This is a genomic window from Ciceribacter sp. RN22 (assembly GCF_024054295.1).
In the GTDB taxonomy this organism is placed as follows: domain Bacteria; phylum Pseudomonadota; class Alphaproteobacteria; order Rhizobiales; family Rhizobiaceae; genus Allorhizobium; species Allorhizobium lividum.
This window is the reverse complement of sequence record NZ_JAMXLD010000002.1, coordinates 183089-209176: the sequence shown is the minus strand read 5'-3', so window position 1 is coordinate 209176 and position 26088 is coordinate 183089. Positions and strand designations below refer to the sequence as shown.

The following is a 26088-nucleotide window of genomic DNA, read 5'->3' as shown; positions in this document are numbered from 1 at the left end:
GCCCGCCAATACCGGCCGGGCCGGCTTATTGGGAGGCAAAACACGATGGAAAATCTCTGGCGCGACGACGAGGCGGAAAACGTCGTTGCCGGCTATGCGGCAAAAGGCGTCAACCGCGATCTTGCGCTGCGCACCTACACGACGCGGCTCTTGGGCGGCGAACCGAGACTCGTCCTGCATGGCGGCGGAAACACCTCCGTCAAGACGAAGATGACGGACCTCGTCGGCGATACGCATGCGGTCCTCTGCGTGAAAGGCAGCGGATGGGATATGGGCACCATCGAGCCGCCGGGACTGCCCGCCGTGAAAATTGCCCCTCTCTTGAAGAGCCGCACGCTTCCGAAGCTTTCAGACGAGGACATGGTGACGCTACTGCGCGCCAATCTCATCGATCCCAGCGCCCCGAACCCTTCGGTAGAGGCGTTGCTGCACGCTTTCCTGCCCCACAAATTCGTCGACCACACGCACTCCGCCGCCATTCTCGCCATTGCCGATCAGCCGAACAGCCGGGAAATGTGCGCGGAGCTATTCGGCCGGAAAATGGGCTTCGTGCCCTATATCATGCCCGGCTTTGCGCTCGCCAAAGCGGCAGCCGAGGTCTACGACGCGGACCCCACCGTCGAAGGGCTGATCCTCGACAAGCATGGCATATTCACCCTCGGCGAGACGGCCAAGGAAGCTTACGACCGGATGATCCGTTACGTCACGCTCGCGGAAGAGCACGTGAGGAAGAGTGGCCGCAATCCGTTCACGCCGGCCGCCTTGCCCTCCTCTCTCGCAAGTCCTGAAGACATTTCTCCGATGCTGCGCGGCGCCGTCGCCGTCAACAGAGGTGAAGGCCGCTTCGACCGGATGATCAGCGTGTTTCGAACCTCTCCTGCAATCCTCGACTTCGTCAATGCGGCAGAAGTCAGGGATATGGCGGCCCGCGGTGTGTCTACACCCGACCTTTCGATCCGCATCAAGACGGGGCCGATGGTGCTGCCGGCGCCGGCGAAAGACGACCTTGCCGGCTACCGCGCCGTGATCGACCATCACGTCGCCGCCTTCGTTGCGGACTACACCGCGTATTTCTCCAGCAACGACGCCCGCGACGACGTCAAGCGCGTCATGCTCGATCCGATGCCGCGCCTGACGCTCATGCCGGGCCTCGGCATGTTCGGCCACGGGCGGACCTATAAGGACGCCACGATCGCCGTCGACGTTGGCGAAATGTGGATCGAGGCCGCGCGAGACGCGGAATCGATCGGCCGTTTCGAACCGGTGAGCCGTCCCGACCTCTTCGATCTCGAATACTGGTCGCTCGAGCAGGCCAAGCTCGCTGGTGCAAAACCGAAGCCGTTCACCGGCCAGGTCGTGCTCGTCACCGGAGGCGCAGGGGCCATCGGCGCGGCGATCGTCAAGGCCTTCGTGGCCGAGGGCGCGCATGCGGTCGTGCTCGACATCGACGGCGAGAAGGCGGCAGCGGTGGCAAAGAGTGCCGGCAACAATTCGATCGGTCTCGCCTGCGACATCACCGATCCAGCCTCCGTACGCTCCGCTTTCGACAGGACAGTCGCGACCTTCGGCGGCGTCGACATCGTCGTGTCCAATGCCGGCGCGGCCTGGGAAAGCCCGATCGCCACGATGGACGATGCCTTGCTGCGCAAGAGCTTCGAGCTGAACTTCTTCGCTCACCAGACCGTGGCGCAGAATGCCGTGCGCATCATGAAGGCGCAGAAGACCGGTGGCGTCTTGCTCTTCAACGCTTCCAAGCAGGCGGTAAATCCTGGCGCAAAATTCGGTGCCTACGGCCTGCCGAAAGCAGCGACGCTGTTCCTGTCCCGCCAGTACGCGTTGGAACACGGCGCCGACCATATCCGCGTCAATGCCGTCAACGCCGACCGTATCCGCTCGGGCCTGCTCAATGATGAGATGATTGCCAACCGCTCGGCGTCGCGTGGCGTCTCCGTCAAGGAATACATGGCCGGCAACCTGCTCGGCCTCGAAGTGACGGCCGAGGATGTGGCGCGCGCTTTCGTGCACCATGCGCTCGCCGAACGAACCACCGCCGACGTCACGACCGTCGACGGCGGCAATATCGCAGCCGCGATGCGTTGAGCGTCCTGACCCCGGGATCGGAGCGGGTATAGAACTGCGCCGATCCCGACGCCAACCGGGCAAGAACCCCTTGATCGGACTAGGCCTGAAGACGAGACCGACCACAGACACGAAACCACCCAGGTGGAACATCGCCTCGGCCGGTCCCTATCAGGTGATGATGACGGACGCTCACGACGACGTCCCGCCAGCCTCAGGGGCGAGCGGGACTCGCACATCTCCGCTACTGCGACGGTCGTCGGATCTTCGAGGCGTGCAGTCGGACCGAACGGTAACGGGGCGCCTCGCGCGCTCTACCCTTCGCAAATCCTGGCGTTGAACTCTTCCATGGACGCACGGGGCTGGCCCGCTCGAAATTCCTCCAGGTCACCATGGGTGAGAACACGGCTGTTCCGGTCGTCCCGATGAAGGGACCTCTCGGGGCGCAGTGACAAAGAAAGGGGCGGCCCGTCGGACCGCCCCCTCTCTTTCCTTCGACGCGAAATCAGGGCTTCGGCATCCAGGCCGGCATGGCGACGTCGGCATGGGCGAACTGCGGCAGCTTCACGCCGAGTTCTTCCATGTTCTTGATGTCCTGGTCGTTCAGGTCCTTCTGGGTGATCAGGGTCGGCGGCACGATGACCTGATGGCCGGGATCCTCGCCGGCGAGAAGCATGGCGAGCGCGCGGACGGAAACCTGACCAACGACGGCCGGATTCGTAGCTGCGGTCGCTGCCCACGCAGAGCCCGGCTCGCGCATGGCGGCAATGTCCGAAGTCGAGATGTCGGCCGAATAGATCTTTACGCTGGAAGAGAGACCTGCCTCGTCGACCGCGATCTTCACGCCCTTGGCGAATTCGTCATAGGGCGCAAACATCACGGTGATGTCCGGATTTGCCGAAATCACCGAACGGGCCTGATTGGCTACGGAATTGGCGATCGGATTGTCCATGGTACCGAACTGCGCGGCTTCGTTGATGCCGGGGTACTTCGCCTTGAAGGCCTTCCAGGTCTCGTCGCGGCGGCCGAGCGGCGCGATGCCGGCAACATAGACGTATCCGGCCTTGAAGCTTTCGCCGTTGTCTTTGATCGCCTGTTCGAGGGCGAGGCGGGCAAGGTCGCGGTCGGACTGCTCGATCTGCGGAATCTTCTCGTTTTCGACGTTGACGTCGAAGGCGACGACCTTGATACCCGCGTCAACCGCGCGCTGCGCAGCTTCCTTCATCGATTCCGTCAGACCGTGCTGGATGATGATCCCCTGCACGCCGAGGGCAATCGCCTGATCGACCATGTCCGCCTGGAGCGCTGCATCCTGGCGGCTGTCGAGGACCTGCAACTGCACGCCCAGCGCCTTGGCCTGCGCTTCGACGCCGGCGAGGTACGACTGGAAGAAGTCACCGGTCGAAAGATATCGCACCAGTGCGATCTTAACGTCGCCGGGCTTGTCGAAGGGCTTCGGCATATCGGCAGCCAGGGACGGTACCGCGAATGCCGCCGCCCCCAACAGCCCGAGCGTCCATTTGCCCAGAGTTCTCCTATTGATGTTCATTTCAGTCTCCTCCACTGGTGAACTTTGGTTATCCGGCGGCGGATGCCGCCGTCAGCGTTTGCCTCTCTTCGAGAGTGCAAAGGTGAAGATCAGGGCGACGACGAGAACCGCGCCCTTGACGAAATCCTGTGTGTAGTAAGGGGCATTCATCATCGTCAGGCCCTGCAGGAGGATGCCGACGAAGAGGGCGCCGACGGCCGTTCCGAAGGCGTTCGGCTTGGCGGCTCCGAGAACGGCGAAACCGATCAATGCGGCCGCCACGGCATCGAGCAGCAGATTGTTGCCGGAGGCGATGTCACCGCGACCGAGACGCGCCGCGAGCAGGATGCCGCCGACAGAAGCGAAGACGCCGGAGATGATATAGGCCGAAATCTTGTAGGCATTGACCGGCGCACCAGCGAGGCCGGCAGCGCGCTCGTTCGACCCGACGGCATACATCATGCGGCCGAAGCGTGTGTACTCGAGGAAGAACCAGATTGCGATCGCGAGTACGACCAGCACCACGACCGAAACCGGCATGAGATTGGGCAGGACAAGGTCGAAGCGATGCCGCCCGAGCGCCAGAAATGCGGGACTGAAGGACCCCGTCGCGACTGATCCGTCCGGCAGGGTCATGCCGGCGGCGATCGAGCGACCTTCGGTCGGGATGCGCTGCAGGCCGAGCAGCAGGAACATCATGCCGAGCGTCGCCAACAGGTCCGGTACGCGCATATAGACGATGATGATACCATTGACCAAGCCAACCAATACGCCGATCGCAAGGCAGACGAGTGTCGCCGTAGCGGCATCACCGCCCATGACCACCATCACATAGGAAGACGCCATCATCGCTGTGGTGGCGACCGAGCCGATCGACAGATCGAAACCGCCCACGACGAGTGTTGCCGTCACTCCGAGCGCGAGAATGCCGGTGATCGATACCGATTGCAGAATGAAGACGGCGCTCTGCGGCGAGGCAAAACCGCCGGTAACCAGCGAGAAATAGAGGACCATCCCGGCGAGAAGGACGAGAAAGCCGTATTTGATCGCCGTTTCCCTGAAGCCGGGCGCAGTCGGAAGAACGTGGGCTGAAGCCGCAGGTTTGCTCTGTTCGTTGCTCATGATGTACTGACCTGTTGATGGAATTGACCGGCGATCTCCGAGAGCAAGCGCTCGACATCGATGTCGGCGTTGCGATGCTCGCCAACGATGGTCTGCTCCGACATCACAAGGATGCGGTCCGCGACCTCGAAGACTTCATCGAGTTCGGTCAGAAAGAGAATCGTCGCACGCCCGGTGGCCGAAGCACGCAGCTTTGCGCCGACATCCCGACGGGCCGCGATGTCGACCCCCTGGAAGGGCTCGTCGAGAATGAGGAGGCGCGATGGTTCCGAGAGCCAGCGCCCGACCATCACCTTTTGCTGGTTGCCGCCGGACAGCGTCTGCATCTCGTCGCGTTCGCTGCGACACACGACCCCGAGCGATGCGATCTGAGCCCGCGCCTTGGCCCGTTCGGCCCGGCGGCTTGATATACCGAAGGAGGAAAGCCTGCGCAGGAAGGGCAGACTGATGTTCTCGTAGATGTTGAAGTCGGGCACGATGCCGCTTTCCGCCCGGTCCTTGGCAACGAGAAACACCCCCCGGGCAATCGCCTGGCCGGTACTTCTCGGCGCGTAGCGCGCACCGTCGAGCATCATTTCACCCGCGGCCGGGGCTCGTGCGCCAAACAGCGTCTCCGCAAGCGCCGTCTTGCCGACGCCGACAAGGCCGGTGACTGCGACAATCTCGCCGTCACCTACCTCGAAGTCGAAGGGGCGCGACTGTTCGGAAAGCTTCAGGCCGCGGACGTTGAAAATAGACGCCCCCCGTTCCTGCACCGTCACCGCACCTGCCGAGACTTTACGTCCGAGCATGGCATTGACCGCTCCCTCGTAATCGAGGTCCGGCCCCTCGAAGCGGCCGGCGATACGACCATCCCTCAGCGACACAATGCTGTCGGCCAGTCGGCGGATATCCGACATGCGATGGGAAATATAGAGGATTGCGACCCCGTGAGCCTTCAGCCGCTCAACGAGACTGAAGAGACGCTCGGCTTCAGCAGTCGACAGCGACGAGGTCGGCTCATCGAGGATCAGCACCTTCGGTTCATGGGCCATGGCGCGAGCGATTGCGACCATCTGGCGGTCGGCAAGCGTGAGGTCGTTGATGTTTGCCGCAAGGTCTATGGTCAGCCCCATGCGAGAAGCTACCTCGGCCGCCTCGCGTCGCACGCGGCGCGGATTGAACAGAAGCCTGGCCCCTCGTCCGTTCAGCCGATCAAGTGTCAGATTGGTCGCAACGTCGAGATCGGCGACAACGCCGTCATTGATGTTCTGATGCACGGTGACGACGCCTGCCCGTATAGCCTCGGCGGGCGCCGAGGGCTCGAAGGGGCTACCCGCCAGCGTGATCTTGCCTGCGTCCTTCGTGTAGACGCCGCTCAGGATACGCACCAGCGTTGATTTCCCGGCGCCGTTGGCGCCCATCAAGACCGTCACGGCACTGGCCTTGAGGCCGAGCTCCACCCCCCGAAGGACCGGTACGGCCCCGAAGGACTTGTGCACGCCCTCAACGCGAAACACTACCTGTTCGCTCATTGTCTCCTCCCAATGACGGCAAGTTAGGATAGGTCGTAATCAAATGTCAAGGCTATTGACATTTGCCAGAGCGACGTCTTAGCTGGGGCCACATCGCGGCACGGCGACGTGCAATGAAGCGGCGTCGTGCGCAGGAGGAGGACGATATGAACAAGCAAAGCTTCGAGGCGCTGAGCGCGGGGACATTGCCGCATCGACTTGGCAGCAACGCTGTTTTGAAGGAAAAGATCGGGGACGATTTCACACGATGGAGTGTGCGGGAAGTCGGCGACGGCAACCTCAATCTCGTCTTCATCGTCACCGGCGCAAAGGGAGCTGCGATCGTCAAGCAGGCGCTGCCCTATGTGCGCCTCGTCGGCGAGAGCTGGCCGTTGCCATTGAAGCGCTCCTTCTTCGAATACCACGCGCTCGTGCGTCAAGGTGCGCGCGATCCTGGCATGGTGCCGGAAATCTTCTTCTTCGATGCCGACCAGGCGATCATCGTCATGGAGTACCTGACGCCCCACGTCATTCTGCGCCGCGCACTGATCGATGGCCGGCAATTGCCCAAGATCGGCCGCGACCTCGGCCTCTTCGTCGCTCGAACCCTCTTCCGCGGCTCGGACCTTTGCATGGTGACGCGCGACAAGAAGGCCGACATGGCGCTCTTCGCCGACAATATCGAGCTATGCGACATCACGGAAAACCTCGTGTTCTCCGATCCCTATTTCGAGGCGGAGATGAACCGCCACACCTCGCCGCAGCTCGACCCTCTCGTGGCGGAGCTTCGCGCCGATCGCGACCTGAAGGTCGAAGCGCAACGGCTGAAGCATCTCTTTTCCGCCAAGGCCGAAACGCTCTGCCACGGCGACCTGCATACCGGTTCGATCATGGTCACCGACGATGAAACCCGGGTCATCGACCCGGAATTCGCCTTCTACGGACCGATCAGCTTCGACATCGGCATGCTACTCGCCAACTTCTGGATGAGCTATTTCTCGCAAACCGGTCACGAGTCCGCGCCCGGCGCGCGCGATGCGATGCGTACCTACCTGCTCGACACCATCGAGACGATCTGGGAAACGTTCCGCGTTGAATTCGCGAACCTTTGGCGAAGCGAGCGCAAGGGTATCCTCTACCAGGCAAGCCTATTCGAAAACCGCGGCGACCCGCTCGGCGCCGAACAGGCGCTGAACATCGTCCTCAATGAGATTTATCACGAGATGCTGGGCTTTGCCGGCATTGAAATCCACCGCCGCATTCTCGGCCTTGCGCACAATGCCGACTTCGAGTCGATCACCGATCCCGACCGTCGTGCCACCTGCGAAAGCAAAGCGCTGAAACTCGGGCGCCATCTCGCCGTGAACCGGTATCGCATCCCCAGCCTCAAGGACATCCGCGCCACGGCGGAGCGGCTTCAGAAGGAGACACTCGCGTGAAAGTCGGAGAACGACACTACCATACGATCTGGCTCAACGATGACGGTCGCACCGTCGATATCATCGACCAACGCTGGTTACCGCATGAATTCCGTGTTGTGACGCTCGAGACGGTCGCCGACGTCGCCGTCGCAATCCGCGACATGTGGGTGCGCGGGGCCCCGCTCATCGGCGTCGCCGCCGCCTATGGTGTGGCCATCGCCATGGCAAAGGATCCGTCTGACACCCATCTCGATGCCGTCTGGGAAGAGCTGAACGAAACACGCCCGACGGCGATCAACCTGCGCTGGGCATTGAACGCGATGCGCGATCACCTGCGCCCACTCGCGGAGGACGACCGTGTCGAAGCCGCCTACAGGCGCGCTACGGAAATCGCGGAGGAGGATGTCGCGCTCAACCGCGCGATCGGTGCGAACGGACTGAAGGTCATCCGAGACATCGCGGCGACGAAGAAGCCGGGTGAGCCGGTACGCATCCTCACCCACTGCAATGCCGGCTGGCTTGCGACCGTTGACTACGGCACCGCGACGGCGCCGATCTACATGGCCGTCGAGGAAGGCATTCCTGTCCACGTCTATGTTGACGAGACACGCCCGCGTAACCAGGGCGCCTATCTGACCGCGTGGGAAATGAACGGCCACGGCGTGCCCCACACGCTGATCGTGGACAATGCCGGCGGGCATCTGATGCAACACGGCGATGTCGACATGGTGATTGTCGGTACCGACCGCACCACGGCCAACGGCGACGTCTGCAACAAGATCGGAACCTATCTGAAGGCGCTCGCGGCGCGCGACAACGGCGTTCCCTTCTACGTGGCACTCCCCTCGCCCACGATCGACTGGACGGTTCATGACGGGGTCAAGGAAATCCCGATCGAGGAACGAACCGGCGACGAGGTGAGCTTCGTCCAGGGACGCGCATCCGACGGCACGATAGCGAGCGTGCGCATTTCTCCGGAGGGCAGCCCCGCCGCCAACCCGGCCTTCGACGTCACGCCGGCGCGCCTGATAACCGGCCTCATCACGGAACGTGGCATTGCCACCCCTTCCCCGGAAGGCCTGAAGGCGCTTTTCCCCGAACGGAGCTGAGACAATGACCCTCTCAAACCAGAAGACTACCGAGGACGTAGCGCTCGGCATCCGTCGGCGCGTCTTCTTTCACACCATGAAGAATAACGGCGGCTACCTCAGCCAGGCCTGTTCGGCCGCGGAAAGTCTGGCGCTGCTTTACAACGAACTCCTGACACTCGGCGAGCCTACGCTGCCGAAGGTTCCGCTGCCCTTCCGCGGTGTGCCCTCGGCCCAGAATCCCGATGCCTTCACGGGAGCCGGCTATCACGGCCCGTTCGGGCCGCATTTCGATCGCTTCTTCATTTCGCCTGCCCACTATGCGCTCGTCATCTATTCCGCATTGATCGAGATGGGTCGGATGGATGAACACGCGCTCGACCACTTCAATAAGGACGGGGGCTCGGTCGAGATGATTGGGGCCGAACACAGCCCCGGCATGGAAGTGACCACCGGCTCGCTGGCGCAGGGCCTCTCAATGGCCGCCGGTGTCGCCTGGGCGCGCCTCAGAAAGGACGAACCGGGCAAGGTCTGGGTCTATATGTCGGACGGCGAATTCCAGGAGGGGCAGACCTGGGAATGCCTGGCAGCCATGGCCTATCACCGGATCGACAACATCCGCGTCGTCGTGGACGTGAACCGGCAGCAATGCGACGGCGCCATGTCCTCCGTGCTCGATCTCGGCGATCTCGCCGCCAGAGTGGGCGCTTTCGGCGTCACCTGCCGGTCGGTCGACGGACACGATCTCGAGGCGTTGCGCAATGCCGCGGCGAGCGCGGAAGCGGGCAAGCCACTCATTATCCTCGCCAATACCTCGCCCTATCAGGGCATGAACTTCCTGAAGAAGCGCTTTCCTCGCCTGCACTACGTGCGGTTCAAGACTGCAGAGGAGCGGTTGGAGATGCAGGCAGCGCTCGCAGCAGAACTCGGCGTCGACATGAACGCAGCGGAAAGGGCCTGAACATGGTCGAAATCGTCAATCGTCCCTATGCAAAGGCTTTCGAGACGTTCGCCACGGCGCGGCCCGAAGTGCTCTGCCTCTCGGCCGATCTCACCTCCTCATGCGAGGTCGACGGCTTCCGTGATCGACATCCGGACCAGTTTCTTTCGCTCGGCATGGCCGAGCAGAACATGCTCTCCTTCGCCGGTGGCCTCGCCATGCAGGGGTACCGGCCTTTCATCCACACATTCTCGGTGTTCCTCTATCGCCGGCCCTACGATCAGCTGATCAACTCGATCGCCTATTCCAACCGCAAGGTGAGGCTGATGGGCTTCCTGCCCGGCATCACCACGCCCGGCGGGATCACCCATCAGGCGATCGAGGACATCGCGCTTCTTCGCGCAGTGCCGAACATGACCATCCTCGAAACGGGGGATGCGACGGAGGTGGAAACGGTGCTCGAGGTTGCCGACGCCGTCGACGGCCCTGTCTATGTGCGCGTCCTGCGTGGTGAGGTACCACGGCTCTTCTCCACGCCCTTCGAGTTCAACAAATTACGCGTCCTCTCGGAAGGCGACGATATTCTCGTCGTCTCCTCCGGTGTCTGTACGGAGGAAGCCCTGCGGGCCGTCCAGCCCCTGAAGGAACGTGGCATCGGCCTCACGCACCTCCATGCTTCGACGCTGAAACCTTTCGATCGCGACGGCCTACTGAAAGCGGCGCGCGGCAAGAAGGGTGTCGTCACGTTGGAGAACCACACGATCGTCGGCGGCCTCGGCTCGCTGGTGGCGGAAATCCTCGCGGAGGAGGGGCTCGGCATCAAGCTAAAACGTCTCGGCCTCAACGACACCTTCGCTCACGGCGCCTCAAAGCCCTACCTCATGAAGAAGTACGGGCTCGACGCCGGGGCGCTCGTTACCGCGGTCGGAGAACTGCTCGGTACGTCGCTCGCGATCGGCGAGGACGAGTTGGCGGAAATCCGCCTCGACCACGTCCATTCGGCCCAGAAAGCGGAGGCACTCTGATGGCTCCGCGCTTCACCGTCACCTATTTCGTCCGCGCTGCCGACGCGGCAGAGGCGAAGGCGCGCGCCCTCGACATCGCGCTCGAACAGACGGTCGAAATCCCGCGCGACGCGGTTCCGAAGGGTTATGTCGAGGATGAAATCCTGGGCAGGCTGGAAAACCTGGAGCAAGATCCAGCCGGACGGCCGGGCTATCTTGCGGCCATCTCCTATTCCGAGGACGATGTCGGCAACGATTTTCTACAGTTCCTCAACATTGTTTTCGGCAACAGCTCGATCAAGCCCGGCCTGAAGGTCGAGGATATCGGCCTCTCTCCGGGCATTCTTGACCTCTGCAAAGGACCGCGCCACGGCATCGCCGGGCTGCGTAGCCGGGCGGGAATTGGCGACAGCCCACTTTTGATGTCGGCGATCAAGCCGGTGGGGCTGTCGACAACGGCACTCGCACGGCTCGCCCATGACTTCGCGCTCGGCGGAATGCATTACGTGAAGGATGACCATGGCCTCGTCGACCAGAGGACGTCGCCATTCGAAGAGCGGCTGAGGGCCTGCGTCGACGCCGTCGGCGAAGCCAACGCCAAACGTGGCGGCAGGACAAGTTATGTGCCCAACGTCACAGGTCCTGCGACGGCGGTCATCGAACGGGCAAAGCAGGCGCAGGAAGCCGGTGCCGGCGCGGTTATGATCGCCCCCGCCCTCACCGGCTATGATGTCGTGCGTACACTTGCCGCCGACCCGGACTTTACGCTTCCCATCATCTCACATCCCGCCTTTTCCGGCGCGAATGTCGTCTCACCGGATTGTGGCTTCTCGCACAGGACCTTCTTCGGCACCCTGCACCGGCTGATGGGCGCGGATGCTGTTATCTACCCGAATTTCGGCGGCCGGTTCGGCTTCACCCAAGAAGAATGCCTGTCAATTGCCCGCGCCTGCGCGGCAGATATCGGCGGGCCGAAAACCATCGTCGCAGCTCCGGGCGGGGGCATGAGCTTCGCCCGCCTGCCGGAAATGCGGGCGGCCTATGGCAACGACGTCATGTACCTGATCGGCGGCGCACTTCTTCAAGAGCCCGATCTCGTCGAGGCCTGCCGCCGTTTCATCGAGGCCGCGCGTGGCGCAGGCTCAGCCCGCGATAGCGCGGATTCGGTAGGCGGAAGTTCCGTGCCCGACAGCGTTACCGGGTAGCGTTTGCAAAGGCGTTCCGCCGCGGGCGGCGGGCGCCGAACCACCCGACCTCCTGCCCCATTGTCGCAACGCCGGGTATTGCCTCGACCTTCACGCTCCTTTGCCGCAACCAGCCGGCCTGAGCCGCCTCACGAGCCAGATCCACCACCGGCAGAGCAGATCCACACGATCCGCTTTCCGGCGAACACCAGGGCGAGAGCTTCATTGGGCAACACCGGCTTGCCGCCCGAGCTCCAGCACGCGGTCGACGAGGCCGGCATCCGAAATACCGCAATCGGCCGCATCCAGTGGATGGATCTCAGCGAACGGCGTTCTCGCCAATCACAAGGATGGCCAGATCAGGATGCGACATCCCCCTTTGATGATGCATCGCGGCAACCCTGGCAAGCAGGTTCCTGCAGCGGCCGGATGGGTCCACTCAACGTCGCTACTCCGGTATGTTGAAGGAGCGGCGGAAATAGGAGCGCACCGCCTCCATCGCCGGCGTGAACTCGGCATTCCGGCGCCAGGCAAGCCCGACATCCATCGAGGGGATCGGATCCTTGAGCGCGATCGTCTCGATGCGGCGCCCCTCGAGCGACCAGGGGCGGTGGACCATGTCCGAGAGGATCGCGACGCCTTGTCCGTTGGCGACCAGCGAGCGCACCGCCTCGACGGAAGAGGTTCGAAGCGTGATCCTCGGCAGATAGGGTGTCTGGCTCCAGTAGCGCAGCGAGGTGTGGGACGCCTCGTCGACGGTCAGCATGATATAGTTCTCCTCCGCCACTTCCTTGAACCCGATGCTTTCCTGCTCGAGCAGACGATGACGGGCCGAGACCCAGAGCCGGCGCTGCGAACTCAGGAGTTTCTCCGTCGCCAGTTCCGGGTTGAGGATGTTGGACGTCAGCATCACCGCCAGATCGTAGCGATTGGTCAGGAGGCCCTCTTCGACGGATTCGCGGTTGAGTTCGAAGAGTTGGATCTCGATCCCTGGAAACTGCCGCCGCATGCGCTCGATGTGAAAGGGCAGGAAATAGCCGATGACGGTGTAGGTGGCGGCAATCGTGAGCGTGCCCTTGACCTCCGCGGATACCAGATTGAGCTGCGTCGCCTCGTCGATCTTCTGCAGGATCTCGTAGGCCTGCGAAAGAAAGCGCCGGCCGGCGACCGTCAGGTCCATGCCGTGGGGCGTGCGGTCGAAGAGGCTTGCACCAACCGTCTCCTCGAGATCCTTGATCGCGGTCGTCACAGCCGATTGGGAGATTGCAAGGTTCACCGCGGCCTGCGAGACCTGACCGGATTCCGCGGTGGCGACGAAATAGCGAATTTGACGAAGGCTCAGCGACATCGGACATCCATATGATCTGAATTCACGATAGCCTATATCAATTTTTCAGAATGAGAAGCGCGATGATTGCAGCGCAATCAGATTTCACCCACACGCCCCAATGGCAAATGCCTGATTTTACGACCTTCAGCGGAATGACACCGTCCCTTTGGTAATTCTCTTTTTCAGATATCCTTCTTTGAAAAATAGAATTTTTCAAATGAAACTTTTCTTCATACGGTCTTCTGACAAGAAAGAAGGCATTGCGCTGCATTGCACAAAATGCGGGCAGAACAGGGAAGAAAAGTGGCACTCGAGATCGTGGACATCAATTGTGATCTGGGCGAGGCGTTCGGCCGTTGGCATGTCGGCGATACCGACGATGCCGCCCTGATGGGACTCATCAGTTCAGCCAACATTGCAGCCGGTTTCCATGGTGGTGATCCGAACCTTATGGATCACACGGTGCGCCTCGCGGTCGAACATGGCGTCGGCGTCGGAGCCCATCCCGGCTACCATGACCTCCAGGGCTTCGGCCGGAGAAAGATCAACGGCACGGCCCGCGAACTCGTCAACGACATCGTCTACCAGGTGGGCGCATTGCGTGAGTTTGCCCGCCGCCACGGCACCAACCTGCAGCACGTGAAGCCGCACGGCGCGCTCTACATGGAGATGGCGGTCAACCCGGAGCTCGCACAGCTCTTCGTCACCTACATGCGCACCGTTGCGCCGAACGCCTACGTCTTCTGCATGGCCGGGTCCGCGACCGAGAAGGCCGCGATCGAGGCCGGCCATCCCGTTGTCCGCGAGTTTTACGCGGACCGTGACTACGACGAGAGCGGCTCCATCGTCTTCACCCGCGATGCGGGACGTCCCGACCCCGCAGCGATCGCCCGCAAGGTGGTGCGCGCCTGTACCGAAGGCCGCGTGACGGCCGTCACCGGCAAGGACATCGCGGTCCCCTTCGAGAGCATCTGCTTCCATTCCGACACGCTGGGCGCCCTCGATATCGTCCGCCACATGCGCGAAGCCCTGATCGCCGCGGGCATCCGCATCGCCCCCATTTCAGAAATCGTCAGATAACGGGAGACCACGATGAGCAAGCTCGAAATCAAATCGCCCCTGCCGGGAACCTTCTACCGCCGGTCGTCTCCCGACGCCGCACCCTACAAGCAGGATGGAGAGAGCGTGGCAGCCGGCGACGTCATCGGCCTCATCGAAGTGATGAAGACCTTCCACGAAGTCCGCGCCGACGCGAGCGGAAGCTCGATCACCTTCGTTGCCGACGACAACGAGCCGATCATGGCCGGCCAGGTCATTGCCGAGGTCGAGGCATGAGCATCTCCTCCATTCTTGTTGCCAACCGGGGCGAGATCGCGGTTCGGATCATTCGCGCCGCCCAGGCGCTCGGGATCAGGACCGTACAGGTCCATTCCGCCGCAGACCGCGACATGCTGGCGGTGAAGCTCGCCGACCAGGCGGTCGAAATCGGGCCGCCGTCCGCGGCGAAGTCCTACCTCAACATTGAGGCCGTGTTGAAGGCCGCACGCGAAACCGGCGTCGACGCCGTTCATCCCGGCTATGGCTTCCTCTCGGAAAACGCCGCCTTCGCGAAGGCCGTCGAAGACGCCGGCCTGATCTTCATCGGGCCGCGCCATGATGCGATCAGCCTGCTCGGCGACAAGGTCGAGGCGCGCAAGGTCGCAAGCCGCGCCGGCGTCCCGACCGTGCCCGGCTCCAACGGCCGGATCGACGACATCGCCGCCGCACGCGAAATCGTCGAGGAGATCGGCTTTCCGGTGATGATCAAGGCGGCGGCTGGCGGTGGTGGCCGCGGCATCCGCATCGCCGAAAGCATGGAGGATTTCGAACGGCATTTCCCGCAGGCCTCGGCCGAGGCGCTCGCCGCCTTCGGCGATGGGGGCCTCTATGTCGAGAAGGTGATCACCCGCGCCCGTCATGTCGAGGTCCAGATCCTCGGCGACGGCCGGAACGCCATCCACTGTTTCGAGCGCGAGTGCTCGCTCCAGCGGCGACGCCAGAAGGTCTGGGAAGAGGCCCCCTCCTTCCGCCTGCCGGAGAACGTCCGCAAAGCCCTCTGCGAAAGTGCCGTCGCGCTCGCTCGCGAGGTCGGCTATCGCGGGGCGGGTACCGTCGAATACCTCTATGACGACGAAACGGGCGCGTTCTACTTCATCGAGGTGAATACCCGCATCCAGGTCGAACATCCGGTGACCGAGATGATCACCGGCATCGACCTGGTCCAGGAAATGATCCGCATCGCCGGCGGCGCGGAGCTTTCGATCCGCCAGGAAGATGTCGCGATCCGCGGCCACGCGATCGAGTGCCGGATCAACGCCGAGGACCCCATGCGCGGATTTCTGCCCGGTCCCGGCCTGGTCGAGGCACTCGGCGTTCCGGAAGGCGACGGCGTCCGTTTCGACACCATGCTCTACGACGGCTACCAGGTCCCGCCCTTCTACGATTCCCTGCTCGGCAAGCTGATCGTCTGGGGTGAGAGCCGCGACCACTGCCTCGACCGGCTCGGAGAGGCTCTCGACAATTTCGAGATCCGCGGGCTCGCAACGACCATTCCTCTCCACAAGGCGCTGGCATCCGATCCGTCGGTGGCCGCCGGTGACGTCCACACCCGCTTCCTCGAACCGTGGCTGGAGACGGAGTTCAAGGCCTTTGTCGCATCCAAGGAGGTTGCCTGATGCCCATGCGCTATACGTTCGGAGGTGACGAACACCTCTTCGTCGAATGCTCCGAGGAAATGTCGCTCGAGGCATTCTTCAACTCGCTGTCGATGACGACGGGCATCAAGCAGGCGAAGATCAAGGGCGTGACCGAAATCTGCCCGGCAAACGCCTCCTTCCAGATCAAGTTCGACCCCGACGTCATCCATCCGAACGACATCCTGAAGGAAGTCCAGGCGATCGAGGCGGCGGCTGCGAAGTCGGAGCCGGTGATCACCACCCGCATCATCGAGATTCCGGTCTTCTACAACGACCCGTGGACGCACGAGACGCTGATGCGTTTCCGCGAACGCCATCAGGATCCGGCGAGCACCGACCTCGAATACGCTGCCCGCATCAACGACTACGGCTCGGTCGACGATTTCGTCGCCGCCCATTCCGGTTCGCCCTGGTTCGTATCGATGGTCGGCTTCGTTTCGGGCCTGCCCTTCATGTACCAGATGGTCGAGCGCCAAAGGCAGATCGAGGTGCCGAAATACCTGCGGCCCCGCACCGATACGCCGAAGCTCACCGTCGGCCATGGCGGCTGTTTCGGTTGCATCTATTCGGTTCGCGGCGCCGGCGGCTACCAGATGTTCGGCATCACCCCGATGCCGATCTACGATCCGACCCAGACGACGTCCTACCTCAAGGACTTCATGGTCTTCTTCCGTCCCGGCGACATCGTCAAGTTCAAGCCGGTCGACCGCGACGGCTACGACCAGGCGGTGGAAGACGTCGACAAGGGACGCTTTGCCCCGCCGATCCGCGAGGTGAAGTTCGACCTCAGGGAATTCCAAAAAGACATCGACGGCTACAACGCGAAGCTGGAGGGCGTTCTCCATGGCCATTAAGGTTCAACATCCAGGTCTCGCCACCACCGTCCAGGATCTCGGTCGGCCCGGCTATTTCCATCTCGGCATCCCGCTCGGCGGCGCCATGGATCGCCTTGCGCTCAAGGCCGCCAACCTTCTCGTCGGCAACGAGGAAGGGGCTGCCGGCCTCGAGGCGGTCTTTGTCGGACCGAAGCTCGAATTCACCGAAGATGCGATGGTCGCCGTGACCGGGGCCGAGATGCCGATCAGGGTCGACGGCGAAGAGAAGCCGGGCTGGACCGCCTTCAAGGTCAAGGCCGGCCAGGTGCTCTCCTTCGATTTCCTGAAGACGGGCGCACGCATCTATATTGCCGCCTCCGGCGGCATCGACGTGCCGCTCGCTCTCGGCTCCCGCTCGACCTACGCGATCGGGGCACTCGGCGGCTTCAAGGGCCGGCCGATCGCCGCCGGCGACGAACTGCCGGTCGGTGTCGCAGGCACGGCCGTCGAAGGCAAGTCGATCCCGGAAGCGCTCCGCCGTCGTCCCGGCATGCCGGCCGAGCTGCGGGTGCTCCCGGGCCTCTACTGGCACCGCATCACGGAAGAGTCGGGGAACAACTTCTTCGAGGACACCTGGAAGGTCGCGCCTGAAGCCGACCGCATGGGCTATCGCTTCCGTGGCGGCCGCAAACTCGATTTCGTTCCACGCACGCCGCCGTTCGGCGCCGGCTCCGATCCGTCGAACATCGTCGACAGCTGCTATCCCTACGGCTCCATCCAGGTTCCGGGTGGCACCGAGCCGATTATCCTGCACCGCGATGCCGTCTCCGGCGGCGGCTATTTCATGCTCGGCACCGTGATCTCCGCCGACATGGACCTGATCGGCCAGCTTCAGCCGCATACGCCGACCCGCTTCGTGAAGGTCGACATGGAAACCGCGCTCTCCGCACGAAAGGAGCGAGCCGCCCTGATCAACCAGATCCGCAATCTCTTCTGACCCGCAGCAACCAACTCGAAAAAAGGGGAACAACCATGAAAAACAGAATTGCACTCACACTGGCGAGTTCCGCACTCGCCCTGACGCTGGCGACGCCTGCACTGGCGGAAGCCTGGTATCCCTATCCGGCGCAGGCCGTTGAACCGCCGTTCGCAGCCGACGGCAAGGCGGTCGACATGTCCTATTCGCCGCTCGAAAAGGCGGAGAAGCCCTGGAACATCTGCGTCTCCTTCCCGCACATGAAGGATGCCTACTGGCTCGGCGTCGACTACGGCGTCGCCGAGGAGGCGAAGGACCTCGGCGTCAAGATGAACCTTGTCGAGGCGGGCGGCTATACCGAGCTCTCCAAGCAGATCAGCCAGATCGAGGACTGCGTCGCCGGCGGCGCTCAGGCCGTCGTCATCGGCGCCATCTCCTTTGACGGCCTCAACAACCTGGTCAGCGAAATCAAGAAGAAGAACATTCCGGTGATCGACGTCATCAACGGCATTTCTTCGCCCGACATCACCGCCAAGTCGCTCGTTTCCTTCTACACCATGGGCTACGAGACCGGCACCTACCTCGCCAAGAAGCATCCCGCCGGCTCGGAAGAGGTGAAGGTCGGCTGGTTCCCGGGTCCGGCCGGCGCCGGCTGGGTAGAAGCCGCCAACAAGGGCTTCCTCGAAGCGATCAAGGGTTCGGCCGTCAAGGCTCTCGAGCCGAAATACGGCGACACCGGCAAGGAAGCTCAGCTGAAGCTGGTCGAGGACGTGCTGCAGGCCGAGCCGGACATCCGCTATATCGCCGGCACGGCGGTGACGGCGGAAGCCGCCCAGGGGCTCATCCGCGAGCGCGGCTTGAAGGGCAAGGTCGACCTTCTCGCCTTCTACATGACGCCCGGTGTCTACGAAGGCATCAAGCGGGGCTTCATTCTCGCCGCCCCGGCGGATTCGATGGTCGTCCAGGGTCGTATCGCCATCGACCAGGCGGTGCGTGCACTGGAAGGCAAGGAGTTCGTCAAGCACGTCGGGCCGAAGATCTTCGTCGTCGATCCGTCCAACGTGAAGACGGTGCCGCAGACCAACATTCTGCCCCCGGACGGCTACAAGCCGGTCTTCTCGGTCAATTGATCGCGCAGGTTCCGGCGTCTTGTGGGCGCCGGAACCTCTCCCGACAGCAATGATTGGACTGATACGAAAATGACTTCGCGGCCACCGCTGGTGAAAATGACCGGCATTGCCAAATCCTATCCCGGCGTGCGCGCGCTCGATGGCGTCGACTTCACGCTGCAAGCCGGCGAAGTGCACGTCCTGTTCGGCGAGAACGGCGCCGGCAAATCGACGCTGATCTCCATCCTCGCCGGAGTCACCACTCCGACCGAAGGCGTGGTCCGGATCGACGGCGAGGAGAAGCACTTCCATTCGGTCAACGATGCGCGTGCCGCCGGCATCGGCGCAGTGTTCCAGGAATTTTCGCTGGTGCCGACGATGACGGTCGCCGAGAACATCTTCCTCGGCCAGGAACCCCGGAAGATGGGCCTCGTCCAGCGCCGGCGCATGTATGCCGAGGCGCATGTCCTCTTCACCGGCCTCGGCTTTCCGATCGACGTCCGCCGGTCCGTGATTTCACTGTCGCGCGCCGAACAGCAGATGGTCGAGATCGCCAAGGCACTGCATCAGCAGGCCCGAATCCTCATCCTGGACGAGCCGACCGCCTCGCTCACCGAGCGGGAGACGCAGAAGCTCTTCGAGTTCATCGACCGTGCCAAGGGGCGCGGCGTCGGCATCGTCTACATCTCCCACCGCATTCAGGAATTCAAGGCGATCGCCGACCGCATTACCGTGCTGCGCGACGGTCGCCTGATCGGTACGATCAGCGCCGAAAACCTGTCGGAAAATGCCCTCGTTGAAATGATGACAGGCCGCAAGATCGACGAGATCTACCCACACATCACGCGTAGCCCGCAACCGGAACCTGTCCTGACCATTCGCGGACTGAGGGCCTGGGGCGTTGACGGCGTCGACATCGACGTCCGCCGCGGCGAGGTTCTCGGCGTCGCAGGCCTCGTCGGCTCCGGAAAATCACGCACCTTCCGCGCCGTCATGGGCCTGCTGCCGACGGCGGGCGGTACGGTCACGCTGATGGGACGCGACAAGACCGGTGCGACAACGCCCGAAATGATGCAAAGCGGCGTCTTCTTTCTGCCGTCCGACCGGAAGGAAGAAGGCTTGCTGCTCGGGGCGAGTGCGCGCGCCAACATCGCGCTTTCCATTCTCGACCGGCGCGACACGCGCAATGCGCTCGGCCTCGTCTTGCCCGCAGCGCTGCGCCGCCAGTCGAGCGAGATCGGACGCAAGGTCGATCTCAGCGAGGCCTTCCTCGAGCGCGGCACCTCGAAACTCTCGGGCGGCAATCAGCAGAAGATCCTCTTCGGCAAGAGCTTTGGCAAAGACTACGACGTCTACATCTTCGACGAGCCGACCGTCGGCGTCGACATGGGCACCCGCGCTGCCCTCTACCGCATCATCAAGTCCATCGCCGAGGCCGGCAAGGCGGTCGTCGTGATCTCCTCCGACCTGCCGGAGGCCATGCACCTCGCCCACCGGCTGATCGTCTTCCGCAACGGCCGCATCTCGGCCGAACTGGAAGGCGAGGCCATCCAGGAACAGGCGGTACTCGGCGCCTTCTTCGATCAGGAAAGAAAATCGGCATGACCAGCAAGCTCGAAACCGCGTCGGTCTCGGACGCCAAGCAGACCCTCTCCCCGACGGCGGCACTGAAAGCCGTCTTCGTCAGGCTGGGTGCCCTGCCCTTCTTCCTGATCGCGGCGCTGATCCTCTTTTCTCTCGCGTCCCGGCAATTTCTGACCCTCGACAACCTGACGAACGTTGCCCGCCAGTCGGTCTATCTCGTCCTCGTCTCGCTGGGCCAGATGGTGGTTCTGGTGACGGGCGGCTTCGACCTTGCGGTCGGCACCTCGATCGCGCTCACCTCGGTCGTCTCGGCTTCGGTCATGGCGTATTTTGCAGCCCAGTTTCCCGACATGGTCTGGCTCGTCATCGTCCTCGGCGTGTCGGCGGGCTTCCTCTCGGCTCTGGCACTCGGCATGCTGAACGGTATCGGCATCGCACAGTTCGGAGTTTCTCCCTTCATCATGACGCTGGGCGTGCAATCCGTCGGTGCCGGCATCGCGCTCTTCCTGACCGGCGGCGTGCCGATCGGCAATCTCCCCTTCGAATTCGGGGATTTCTTCGGTTTCGGTCGCGTGCTCGGCATACCCGTCCCGGTCCTGATCGCCGTCGTCGCCATCGCGGTCATGTGGGTCCTCATGAACCGGACACGTAGCGGCGCCCGCATCTACGCGATCGGCGGCAACATCAAGGCGGCCAATCTCTCCGGCATCAACACGAAGCGGACACTCTTTCTCGCCTATATCCTCTGCGCGCTCCTGGCATCCGTCGCCGGCGTGCTGCTCACCGCGCGGGTCGAAAGCGGCGAAACCAATCTCGGCGGCACGATCGCGCTCGAATCGATTGCAGCCTGCGTCATCGCCGGCGTCTCGCTGCGTGGCGGCATCGGCCGGGTGGAAAGCGTGGTGCTCGGCGCCTTCTTCATCGTGCTCGTCCAGAATGGCATGAACCTGATGCAGATCGGCTCTTACATGCAGATGGTGCTCCTCGGCTCACTGCTGATCCTCGCCGTCGTCATCGACCAGTTCCGCTACCGCATGCTCGTCGGGAACCGGTGAGAGCAGCGCCACCCTGCTACTGTTGCGGTACGTTACCGCCACAGAGGATCGTCGCCACGGATCGCCCCTCGAGTCTTCCGCGGTGTTCCAATGCGGCGGCCACGCCCGCCGCGCCGGCAGGCTCTAGGACGAGGCCGTAATGCTGCTGGCAGAAGCGCATCGCCGACCGGATCGTGTCCTCGCCGACCGTCCACACATCGTCCACTGTGGTCGTCATCGATTCGAGCGCATAGGGAACCGGTTCACGCACGGCGATGCCGTCGGCGATCGTCGGCGCCGACGGGGTGGCGAAGCAGGTGCCGCGCTGCCAGGAAAGAAGCATCGCCGGGGCTTCCGCGGCGACGACGCCGATCACGCGACAGGAGGGCATTCTGGCCTTGATCCACGTGCCTACACCCGTCAGCAGTGCGCCGTTGCCGAGGGGCACGAGAATGGCGTCGAGCGAAATGCCACGTTCCTCGGCCTGCCGCGTGATCTCGAGTGCGATCGTGCCTGCACCCTCGGCGATGGCCGCATGGGCCCCGTCCTCGACGAAGGCATACCCCTTCTCGGCAGAGAAGCGGCGCGCCTCGACCTTCGCGGCATCAAAATCCTCGCCGTGGAGAAGGACCTCGGCGCCCAGCCCGCGCATGGCGGCGATCTTCAGCGGATTGGCATTTGTCGCTGCGAAGATGATCGCCTTGCGTCCCCGCTTGGCGGCGGCATGGGCGAGCCCCTGGCCGAAATTTCCGGCAGAGGCCGTCACGAGCGGCACGTCGGCGGAAGGCATCGTCTGGAGAAGCCAATCGGTTCCGCGCCCCTTGAAGGCGCGGATCGGGTTCAGCGTTTCCACCTTGGCGTGAAGCGCGAACCGAAGTTCGGCATCGGCCGCGGCATGCCGGACGAGCGGCGTGTCGAGAAAGAGCGGATCGATCGCATCATAGGCAGAGAGGATACCGTCGATGCTGGGAAGATGTTGCAAATCAGTCATGGGGGCAGCATAGCTGTCGGAGACGGGAAAATTCGTCAAACGTGGACGACCAAATGGATAATTCACCCGGAAGACGCGCAGGATCGAACGGGTCACCCGATAACGTCACCGCCGTCGACCGGGAGATTCTGGCGATCCTCCAGGAGGATGCCCGCGCGACGATCGAGGACATCGCCGCGCGCACCGGACTTTCGCCGTCCTCGGCGCAGCGGCGGCTTCAGCGTTTGCGAGAGCAGAAAGTCATTCTTGGTGACGTTTCGATCGTCGACCCGAGGAAGGTGGGGCTCGGCGTCACCCTGCTCGTCGAGCTCGAACTCGAGCGGGACCGACCGGAACTGATGGCCAACCTCCATCAATGGATCGTGAAGACGCCGGAGGTGCAGGAAGCCTGGTGCATCACCGGCCGCGGCGACTACACGCTCGTCGTCGTTTGTGGATCGATCGACGATTTCGATACGCTCGCCGAGCGGCTGGTGAACGAGAACCCGAATGTCCGCAAGTTCACCACCCATGTCGTCCTGAAGACCTTGAAGCGCGGGCTCGCCGTTCCGTTGAAGTGACGGAAGGTTCAGGCGATCCGCGGCGTTTCCCCGGCCAGAACCGTCCGGAACACCTCGGCATCCACATTGGCGCCGCTGAGGATGATGCCGACCCTCCTGCCGCACATGGTGTTGCGCTCCTGGAGAAGGGCCGCGAGCGACGCGGCGCCCGCCCCCTCGGCGACGTTGTGGGTGGTGCGATAGAGGACGCGCATCGCGTCGGCCACTTCGTCGTCGGTGACGGCGACGATGCGGGACGCGCCCCTCGCGTAGATTGCAAATGCCTCCTCCACGGGCACGCGAACGGCCATGCCGTCGGCGAATGTCCGCGCCGTTTCCGTCTCGATCAGCCGTCCCGCCTCGAAGGAAAGCTTCGCGGCGGGCGCGTGCGCGGAGACCACGCCGAGGACCTGGGTCTCGAGGCCGAGCGCATCGCGCGCGCCGATGACGCCGCAGATGCCGGAGCCGCAGCCGATCGGCACATAGACCGCATCGAGGTCGGGCACCGCCGTGAAGAACTCCAAAGCGTAGGTCGCGACACCACGGACGATCTCCTCATGGAACGGTGGCACGAGAAAATACCCGGTCTCGGCGGCAAGCCGACGGGCTTCGGTTCGTGCCTCGTCGAAGTCCTCTCCGAACTCGATGACCCCGCCGCCCCAGGCACGCATGGCAGCATTCTTTTCAACGGAATTGCCGCGCGGGACGACGATCCGCGCTTCGAGGCCGCAAGCCCTTGCGGCGCGTGCCTGGCTCTGACCGTGATTGCCACGCGTCGCAGTGACGATCCCTCGGGTCTCCGGCAATGCGCGGCAAAGCCAGTCCATGAAGGTGATGCCGCCGCGAACCTTGAACGCGCCTGCCGGCGTGTGGTTTTCGTGCTTCACCCAGACGGTCGCCCCGACCTCGCCTGAAAGCTGTGGCCACGCATATTGCGGCGTGGGCAGCATATGCCGATAGACGAGCGCGGTCGCCTCTTCGATGTCCTTGCGGGTAAACTGCTTCATTCGTCGCTCCGTTGCTGCTCGAGGCCGTGAGACTGACATGCCCATCCCGTCAGAAACTTCCTGCATGGGCCCGCCATGACCGAAGCCGAATTCCTGGCAGCGTTCAATGCAGGAATGCACGCCGTGCGACCGGACGCCAGCATCCTGTGCCCCGGGGAAATGGGCATAGGAAACACGGCGTCGGCCTCGGCTCTGTACCACGCTCTCCTCGGCGGCCCCGCGACCGAATGGTGCGGACGAGGCTCGGGCGTTTCCGATGAGGTCCGTCAACGCAAGGCCCACATCATCTCCGAGGGGGTCGAACGCCATCGGGAGTCGATCGATGACGGTCTGGATGCCCTGCGGATACTCGGCGGACGCGAGATCGCCGCCATGGCCGGGGCAATTCTCGCCGCGCGCCTGCTTTCGATCCCGGTAATGCTGGACGGATTCATATGCTCGTCAGCCGCCCTCGCCTTGCATTGCAGCGGCGTAGACGGCCTTGTGCGTTGCACGGTGGGCCACGCGTCTATGGAGCCGGGCCACCGGCGTCTTCTTGCCGACCTCGGTCTGAGGCCGCTTCTCGATCTGCGGCTCGGGGAAGGGACCGGCGCTGTGCTGGGAGCGATTCTCGCGAAAGCCGCACTGCGCTGCCATCTCGGGATAGCGACCTTCGCCGAAGCCGGCGTCGACAGCCGCACCGCGCAATAATCTGCATGGTGCCGGGTCTATCGCCAACGGCAACTGTCGAGCCGCGTTTCGGACGCGGCCCGATGCGACACATGGAAAGCACGCGACCGAGGTGGTGGCGATGCAGTCCAAATACCCGCAACCAGAGCCGGACGATGATATCCTCATAGCGGCGAAAGCCCTGAAGGCTGGGCAGTCAGTATATGGCAGGGAACGCCTCCCCACCTGTCTCACTCGACCATCCCCGGCACAGCACGAAATCCTGCAGCTTCGACGCCGGCGATAGCACAGAACTCGTCATTGTCCCCGAGATCACCGGAGATGCCAACCGCACCAACGACGTCGCCGTCATGATTCAGGATGAGAACACCGCCGGGAGAAGGGGCGATCCGCCCTCCGCTCACTGGTCCCAAGGCCATGAAAAAGCTTGGGTTCTTCGCAGTCCGTGCAGTCAGTTCCCGAGACCCGAAACCCAGGCCGAGGGATCCCCACGCCTTGGCGAAAGCAATGTCGAACCGCGCGATGCCCGAGCCATCCTCGCGCTTGTAGGCGACGAGATGTCCGCCTGCGTCGAGAACGGTGACGGCGAGCGGAGCCAGCGCCCTGGCCCGGCCCTCTGCAAGGGCTGCGTCGATGATGTCGGAAGCTTCGGAAAGTTTGAGCATGATATCCCTGACGTGGTTGAGGAAGTCTGCGAGGGCTGTGATCGTGCGCCGCGGCGGCGGCATCGCTCACAAGAACATCGCCAAGATGTCGCGTGGTGTTGCCGGACGCGGGACTTTGAAATTCACGGTCCGGGCATCGACGGCCGCCGGCCGCTCCAGGCAGGTTTCAAGCCAGTATTTCATGGCCGGCCAGCGCGAAATGTCAATTCCTGCGATCGGAACGAGATGCATCACCGCTGCGATGTTCAGGTCTGCCACGGTGAAGCGCTCCCCCATCATGAACCGGTAGTTCCGCAGATGCGAGTCGAGGACAGTCCACGGGCGGGACAGTCTCTCCATGGCCAACTCGAATTCATCGTCGCTCGGCTTCGGAGGATCGAACAGAACGCGGATCGCCGAAGCCATAAGCAGGGGCTTTTCAATCTCCGTGACGACCCAGAGCGACCATTGTGTCATAAGGGCGTCTTCCTCGAATGACTGAGGCCCGAGCATCCCTCCATATTTCTTCGCCAGGTAGAGGTTGATCGCGAGCGACTCGAAAAGCGTGAAATCGCCGTCTTCGAGCGTTGGGAGCTTGCCGTTCGGATTGAGCGCGAGAAAGTCTGCCGGCCTTCGGTCGCCGGGTCGGAAAGCCAGCGGTCGTCTCTCGTGCTCCTGCTCCAATTCGCCGAGCATCCAACTGCATCGATTGGCGCGGGTCTTCGTGACATCACCATACAACGTGATCATACCTTTCGTCTCTCCTCCCATAGAGGTCGCGGCAGCACGCCTCCGC

At 63.1% G+C, this 26088-nt stretch carries 24 protein-coding genes and 1 pseudogene; 16 read left to right on the top strand and 9 right to left on the bottom strand.

What is annotated here, in order from left to right; translation table 11 throughout:
• The first annotated feature begins 45 nt into the window (after nt 1-45).
• Nucleotides 46-2100 carry a bifunctional aldolase/short-chain dehydrogenase gene (locus tag NHF53_RS16125; protein WP_252835157.1) on the top strand — a complete coding sequence of 685 codons (2055 nt, stop codon included), beginning with the start codon at nt 46-48 and terminating at the stop codon, nt 2098-2100.
• Between the two features lie 484 nt (nt 2101-2584).
• Here NHF53_RS16125 and NHF53_RS16120 read toward each other — a convergent pair whose 3' ends face one another.
• Genes NHF53_RS16120 through NHF53_RS16110 form a run of 3 tightly spaced genes read right to left on the bottom strand, consistent with a single transcriptional unit; the run spans nt 2585 to nt 6243 of the window.
• Complete coding sequence (locus NHF53_RS16120; protein WP_252835156.1) at nt 2585-3628, bottom strand: substrate-binding domain-containing protein; 1044 nt, start codon at nt 3626-3628, stop codon at nt 2585-2587.
• A gap of 51 nt (nt 3629-3679) precedes the next feature.
• Entirely contained in the window at nt 3680-4729 is a 1050-nt protein-coding gene (locus NHF53_RS16115) for an ABC transporter permease (RefSeq protein WP_114363418.1), read from the bottom strand.
• Entirely contained in the window at nt 4726-6243 is a 1518-nt protein-coding gene (locus NHF53_RS16110) for a sugar ABC transporter ATP-binding protein (RefSeq protein ID WP_252835155.1), read from the bottom strand. The genes NHF53_RS16115 and NHF53_RS16110 overlap by 4 nt, the downstream gene beginning before the upstream one ends.
• Before the next feature lie 146 nt (nt 6244-6389).
• Between NHF53_RS16110 and mtnK the strand changes: the two genes are divergently transcribed.
• Genes mtnK through NHF53_RS16085 form a run of 5 tightly spaced genes read left to right on the top strand, consistent with a single transcriptional unit; the run spans nt 6390 to nt 11880 of the window.
• Nucleotides 6390-7661 carry an S-methyl-5-thioribose kinase gene (gene mtnK / locus NHF53_RS16105; protein WP_252835154.1) on the top strand — a complete coding sequence of 424 codons (1272 nt, stop codon included), beginning with the start codon at nt 6390-6392 and terminating at the stop codon, nt 7659-7661.
• Nucleotides 7658-8752, top strand: a complete 1095-nt coding sequence (gene mtnA, locus NHF53_RS16100; protein ID WP_252835153.1) for an S-methyl-5-thioribose-1-phosphate isomerase — start codon at nt 7658-7660, stop codon at nt 8750-8752. The genes mtnK and mtnA overlap by 4 nt, the downstream gene beginning before the upstream one ends.
• Before the next feature lie 4 nt (nt 8753-8756).
• The gene (locus NHF53_RS16095) at nt 8757-9692 is read left to right on the top strand and encodes a transketolase (RefSeq protein WP_252835152.1); all 936 of its coding nucleotides are present in this window, start codon (nt 8757-8759) and stop codon (nt 9690-9692) included.
• Nucleotides 9693-9694: 2 nt separating this feature from the next.
• Nucleotides 9695-10696, top strand: a complete 1002-nt coding sequence (locus NHF53_RS16090) for a transketolase family protein (RefSeq protein WP_252835151.1) — start codon at nt 9695-9697, stop codon at nt 10694-10696.
• Complete coding sequence (locus NHF53_RS16085; protein ID WP_252835150.1) at nt 10696-11880, top strand: RuBisCO large subunit C-terminal-like domain-containing protein; 1185 nt, start codon at nt 10696-10698, stop codon at nt 11878-11880. Before NHF53_RS16090 ends, NHF53_RS16085 begins: the two co-directional genes overlap by 1 nt.
• Nucleotides 11881-12307: 427 nt before the next feature.
• Here the strand turns inward: NHF53_RS16085 and NHF53_RS16080 are convergent, their stop codons facing one another.
• Together NHF53_RS16080 and NHF53_RS16075 are read right to left on the bottom strand one after the other, a co-directional pair.
• Nucleotides 12308-13207 (bottom strand): LysR family transcriptional regulator, encoded by a 900-nt coding sequence (locus NHF53_RS16080; RefSeq protein ID WP_252835149.1) that lies wholly within the window; start codon nt 13205-13207, stop codon nt 12308-12310.
• A gap of 37 nt (nt 13208-13244) precedes the next feature.
• Nucleotides 13245-13499, bottom strand: coding sequence for a hypothetical protein (locus NHF53_RS16075; RefSeq protein WP_252836047.1), 255 nt, complete (start codon nt 13497-13499; stop codon nt 13245-13247).
• On the opposite strand from NHF53_RS16075, the gene NHF53_RS16070 reads away from it, so the two are divergent.
• The 8 genes from NHF53_RS16070 to NHF53_RS16035 all read left to right on the top strand — a co-directional run bounded on the left by NHF53_RS16070 (nt 13469) and on the right by NHF53_RS16035 (nt 21463).
• The gene (locus NHF53_RS16070) at nt 13469-14269 is read left to right on the top strand and encodes a 5-oxoprolinase subunit PxpA (protein ID WP_114363426.1); all 801 of its coding nucleotides are present in this window, start codon (nt 13469-13471) and stop codon (nt 14267-14269) included. The two genes, NHF53_RS16075 and NHF53_RS16070, sit on opposite strands and share 31 nt — an antisense overlap.
• A 12-nt stretch (nt 14270-14281) precedes the next feature.
• Nucleotides 14282-14524, top strand: coding sequence for an acetyl-CoA carboxylase (locus tag NHF53_RS16065; protein ID WP_112691346.1), 243 nt, complete (start codon nt 14282-14284; stop codon nt 14522-14524).
• Nucleotides 14521-15903 carry an acetyl-CoA carboxylase biotin carboxylase subunit gene (locus tag NHF53_RS16060; RefSeq protein WP_252835148.1) on the top strand — a complete coding sequence of 461 codons (1383 nt, stop codon included), beginning with the start codon at nt 14521-14523 and terminating at the stop codon, nt 15901-15903. Before NHF53_RS16065 ends, NHF53_RS16060 begins: the two co-directional genes overlap by 4 nt.
• Entirely contained in the window at nt 15903-16778 is an 876-nt protein-coding gene (locus NHF53_RS16055; RefSeq protein ID WP_252835147.1) for an allophanate hydrolase subunit 1, read from the top strand. The genes NHF53_RS16060 and NHF53_RS16055 overlap by 1 nt, the downstream gene beginning before the upstream one ends.
• Complete coding sequence (locus tag NHF53_RS16050; RefSeq protein ID WP_252835146.1) at nt 16768-17736, top strand: biotin-dependent carboxyltransferase family protein; 969 nt, start codon at nt 16768-16770, stop codon at nt 17734-17736. Before NHF53_RS16055 ends, NHF53_RS16050 begins: the two co-directional genes overlap by 11 nt.
• A gap of 35 nt (nt 17737-17771) precedes the next feature.
• Entirely contained in the window at nt 17772-18845 is a 1074-nt protein-coding gene (gene torT / locus NHF53_RS16045) for a TMAO reductase system periplasmic protein TorT (RefSeq protein WP_252835145.1), read from the top strand.
• 69 nt (nt 18846-18914) lie between these two features.
• Complete coding sequence (locus NHF53_RS16040) at nt 18915-20429, top strand: sugar ABC transporter ATP-binding protein (RefSeq protein WP_252835144.1); 1515 nt, start codon at nt 18915-18917, stop codon at nt 20427-20429.
• Nucleotides 20426-21463, top strand: coding sequence for an ABC transporter permease (locus NHF53_RS16035; RefSeq protein ID WP_252835143.1), 1038 nt, complete (start codon nt 20426-20428; stop codon nt 21461-21463). Before NHF53_RS16040 ends, NHF53_RS16035 begins: the two co-directional genes overlap by 4 nt.
• 16 nt (nt 21464-21479) lie before the next feature.
• On the opposite strand, the gene NHF53_RS16030 is transcribed toward NHF53_RS16035, so the two are convergent.
• Nucleotides 21480-22433, bottom strand: coding sequence for a threonine/serine dehydratase (locus tag NHF53_RS16030; protein ID WP_252835142.1), 954 nt, complete (start codon nt 22431-22433; stop codon nt 21480-21482).
• Nucleotides 22434-22486: 53 nt separating this feature from the next.
• Between NHF53_RS16030 and NHF53_RS16025 the strand changes: the two genes are divergently transcribed.
• Nucleotides 22487-22993, top strand: coding sequence for an Lrp/AsnC family transcriptional regulator (locus NHF53_RS16025; RefSeq protein WP_252835141.1), 507 nt, complete (start codon nt 22487-22489; stop codon nt 22991-22993).
• An 8-nt stretch (nt 22994-23001) separates the two neighbouring features.
• On the opposite strand, the gene NHF53_RS16020 is transcribed toward NHF53_RS16025, so the two are convergent.
• Nucleotides 23002-23979 (bottom strand): threonine dehydratase, encoded by a 978-nt coding sequence (locus NHF53_RS16020; RefSeq protein WP_252835140.1) that lies wholly within the window; start codon nt 23977-23979, stop codon nt 23002-23004.
• 54 nt (nt 23980-24033) lie between these two features.
• Between NHF53_RS16020 and NHF53_RS16015 the strand changes: the two are divergent.
• Nucleotides 24034-24669, top strand: a pseudogene (locus tag NHF53_RS16015) (nicotinate-nucleotide--dimethylbenzimidazole phosphoribosyltransferase); the annotation flags it as partial.
• Between the two features lie 209 nt (nt 24670-24878).
• On the opposite strand, the gene NHF53_RS16010 reads toward NHF53_RS16015, so the two are convergent.
• Both NHF53_RS16010 and NHF53_RS16005 read right to left on the bottom strand, forming a co-directional pair.
• Nucleotides 24879-25313, bottom strand: a complete 435-nt coding sequence (locus tag NHF53_RS16010; protein ID WP_252835138.1) for a heme-binding protein — start codon at nt 25311-25313, stop codon at nt 24879-24881.
• A gap of 66 nt (nt 25314-25379) precedes the next feature.
• Nucleotides 25380-26063, bottom strand: coding sequence for a glutathione S-transferase family protein (locus NHF53_RS16005; RefSeq protein ID WP_252835137.1), 684 nt, complete (start codon nt 26061-26063; stop codon nt 25380-25382).
• Nucleotides 26064-26088: the final 25 nt, after the last annotated feature.

Bases quoted from the DNA above. Each gene is read 5' to 3' on its own strand.
- NHF53_RS16125 (WP_252835157.1), top strand. From the start codon at position 46: ATGGAAAATCTCTGGCGCGACGACGAGGCGGAAAACGTCGTTGCCGGC.
- NHF53_RS16120 (WP_252835156.1), bottom strand. From the start codon at position 3,628: ATGAACATCAATAGGAGAACTCTGGGCAAATGGACGCTCGGGCTGTTG.
- NHF53_RS16115 (WP_114363418.1), bottom strand. From the start codon at position 4,729: ATGAGCAACGAACAGAGCAAACCTGCGGCTTCAGCCCACGTTCTTCCG.
- NHF53_RS16110 (WP_252835155.1), bottom strand. From the start codon at position 6,243: ATGAGCGAACAGGTAGTGTTTCGCGTTGAGGGCGTGCACAAGTCCTTC.
- mtnK (WP_252835154.1), top strand. From the start codon at position 6,390: ATGAACAAGCAAAGCTTCGAGGCGCTGAGCGCGGGGACATTGCCGCAT.
- NHF53_RS16095 (WP_252835152.1), top strand. From the start codon at position 8,757: ATGACCCTCTCAAACCAGAAGACTACCGAGGACGTAGCGCTCGGCATC.
- NHF53_RS16090 (WP_252835151.1), top strand. From the start codon at position 9,695: ATGGTCGAAATCGTCAATCGTCCCTATGCAAAGGCTTTCGAGACGTTC.
- NHF53_RS16085 (WP_252835150.1), top strand. From the start codon at position 10,696: ATGGCTCCGCGCTTCACCGTCACCTATTTCGTCCGCGCTGCCGACGCG.
- NHF53_RS16080 (WP_252835149.1), bottom strand. From the start codon at position 13,207: ATGTCGCTGAGCCTTCGTCAAATTCGCTATTTCGTCGCCACCGCGGAA.
- NHF53_RS16070 (WP_114363426.1), top strand. From the start codon at position 13,469: ATGCGGGCAGAACAGGGAAGAAAAGTGGCACTCGAGATCGTGGACATC.
- NHF53_RS16065 (WP_112691346.1), top strand. From the start codon at position 14,282: ATGAGCAAGCTCGAAATCAAATCGCCCCTGCCGGGAACCTTCTACCGC.
- NHF53_RS16060 (WP_252835148.1), top strand. From the start codon at position 14,521: ATGAGCATCTCCTCCATTCTTGTTGCCAACCGGGGCGAGATCGCGGTT.
- NHF53_RS16055 (WP_252835147.1), top strand. From the start codon at position 15,903: ATGCCCATGCGCTATACGTTCGGAGGTGACGAACACCTCTTCGTCGAA.
- NHF53_RS16050 (WP_252835146.1), top strand. From the start codon at position 16,768: ATGGCCATTAAGGTTCAACATCCAGGTCTCGCCACCACCGTCCAGGAT.
- torT (WP_252835145.1), top strand. From the start codon at position 17,772: ATGAAAAACAGAATTGCACTCACACTGGCGAGTTCCGCACTCGCCCTG.
- NHF53_RS16040 (WP_252835144.1), top strand. From the start codon at position 18,915: ATGACTTCGCGGCCACCGCTGGTGAAAATGACCGGCATTGCCAAATCC.
- NHF53_RS16035 (WP_252835143.1), top strand. From the start codon at position 20,426: ATGACCAGCAAGCTCGAAACCGCGTCGGTCTCGGACGCCAAGCAGACC.
- NHF53_RS16030 (WP_252835142.1), bottom strand. From the start codon at position 22,433: ATGACTGATTTGCAACATCTTCCCAGCATCGACGGTATCCTCTCTGCC.
- NHF53_RS16025 (WP_252835141.1), top strand. From the start codon at position 22,487: ATGGATAATTCACCCGGAAGACGCGCAGGATCGAACGGGTCACCCGAT.
- NHF53_RS16020 (WP_252835140.1), bottom strand. From the start codon at position 23,979: ATGAAGCAGTTTACCCGCAAGGACATCGAAGAGGCGACCGCGCTCGTC.
- NHF53_RS16010 (WP_252835138.1), bottom strand. From the start codon at position 25,313: ATGCTCAAACTTTCCGAAGCTTCCGACATCATCGACGCAGCCCTTGCA.
- NHF53_RS16005 (WP_252835137.1), bottom strand. From the start codon at position 26,063: ATGGGAGGAGAGACGAAAGGTATGATCACGTTGTATGGTGATGTCACG.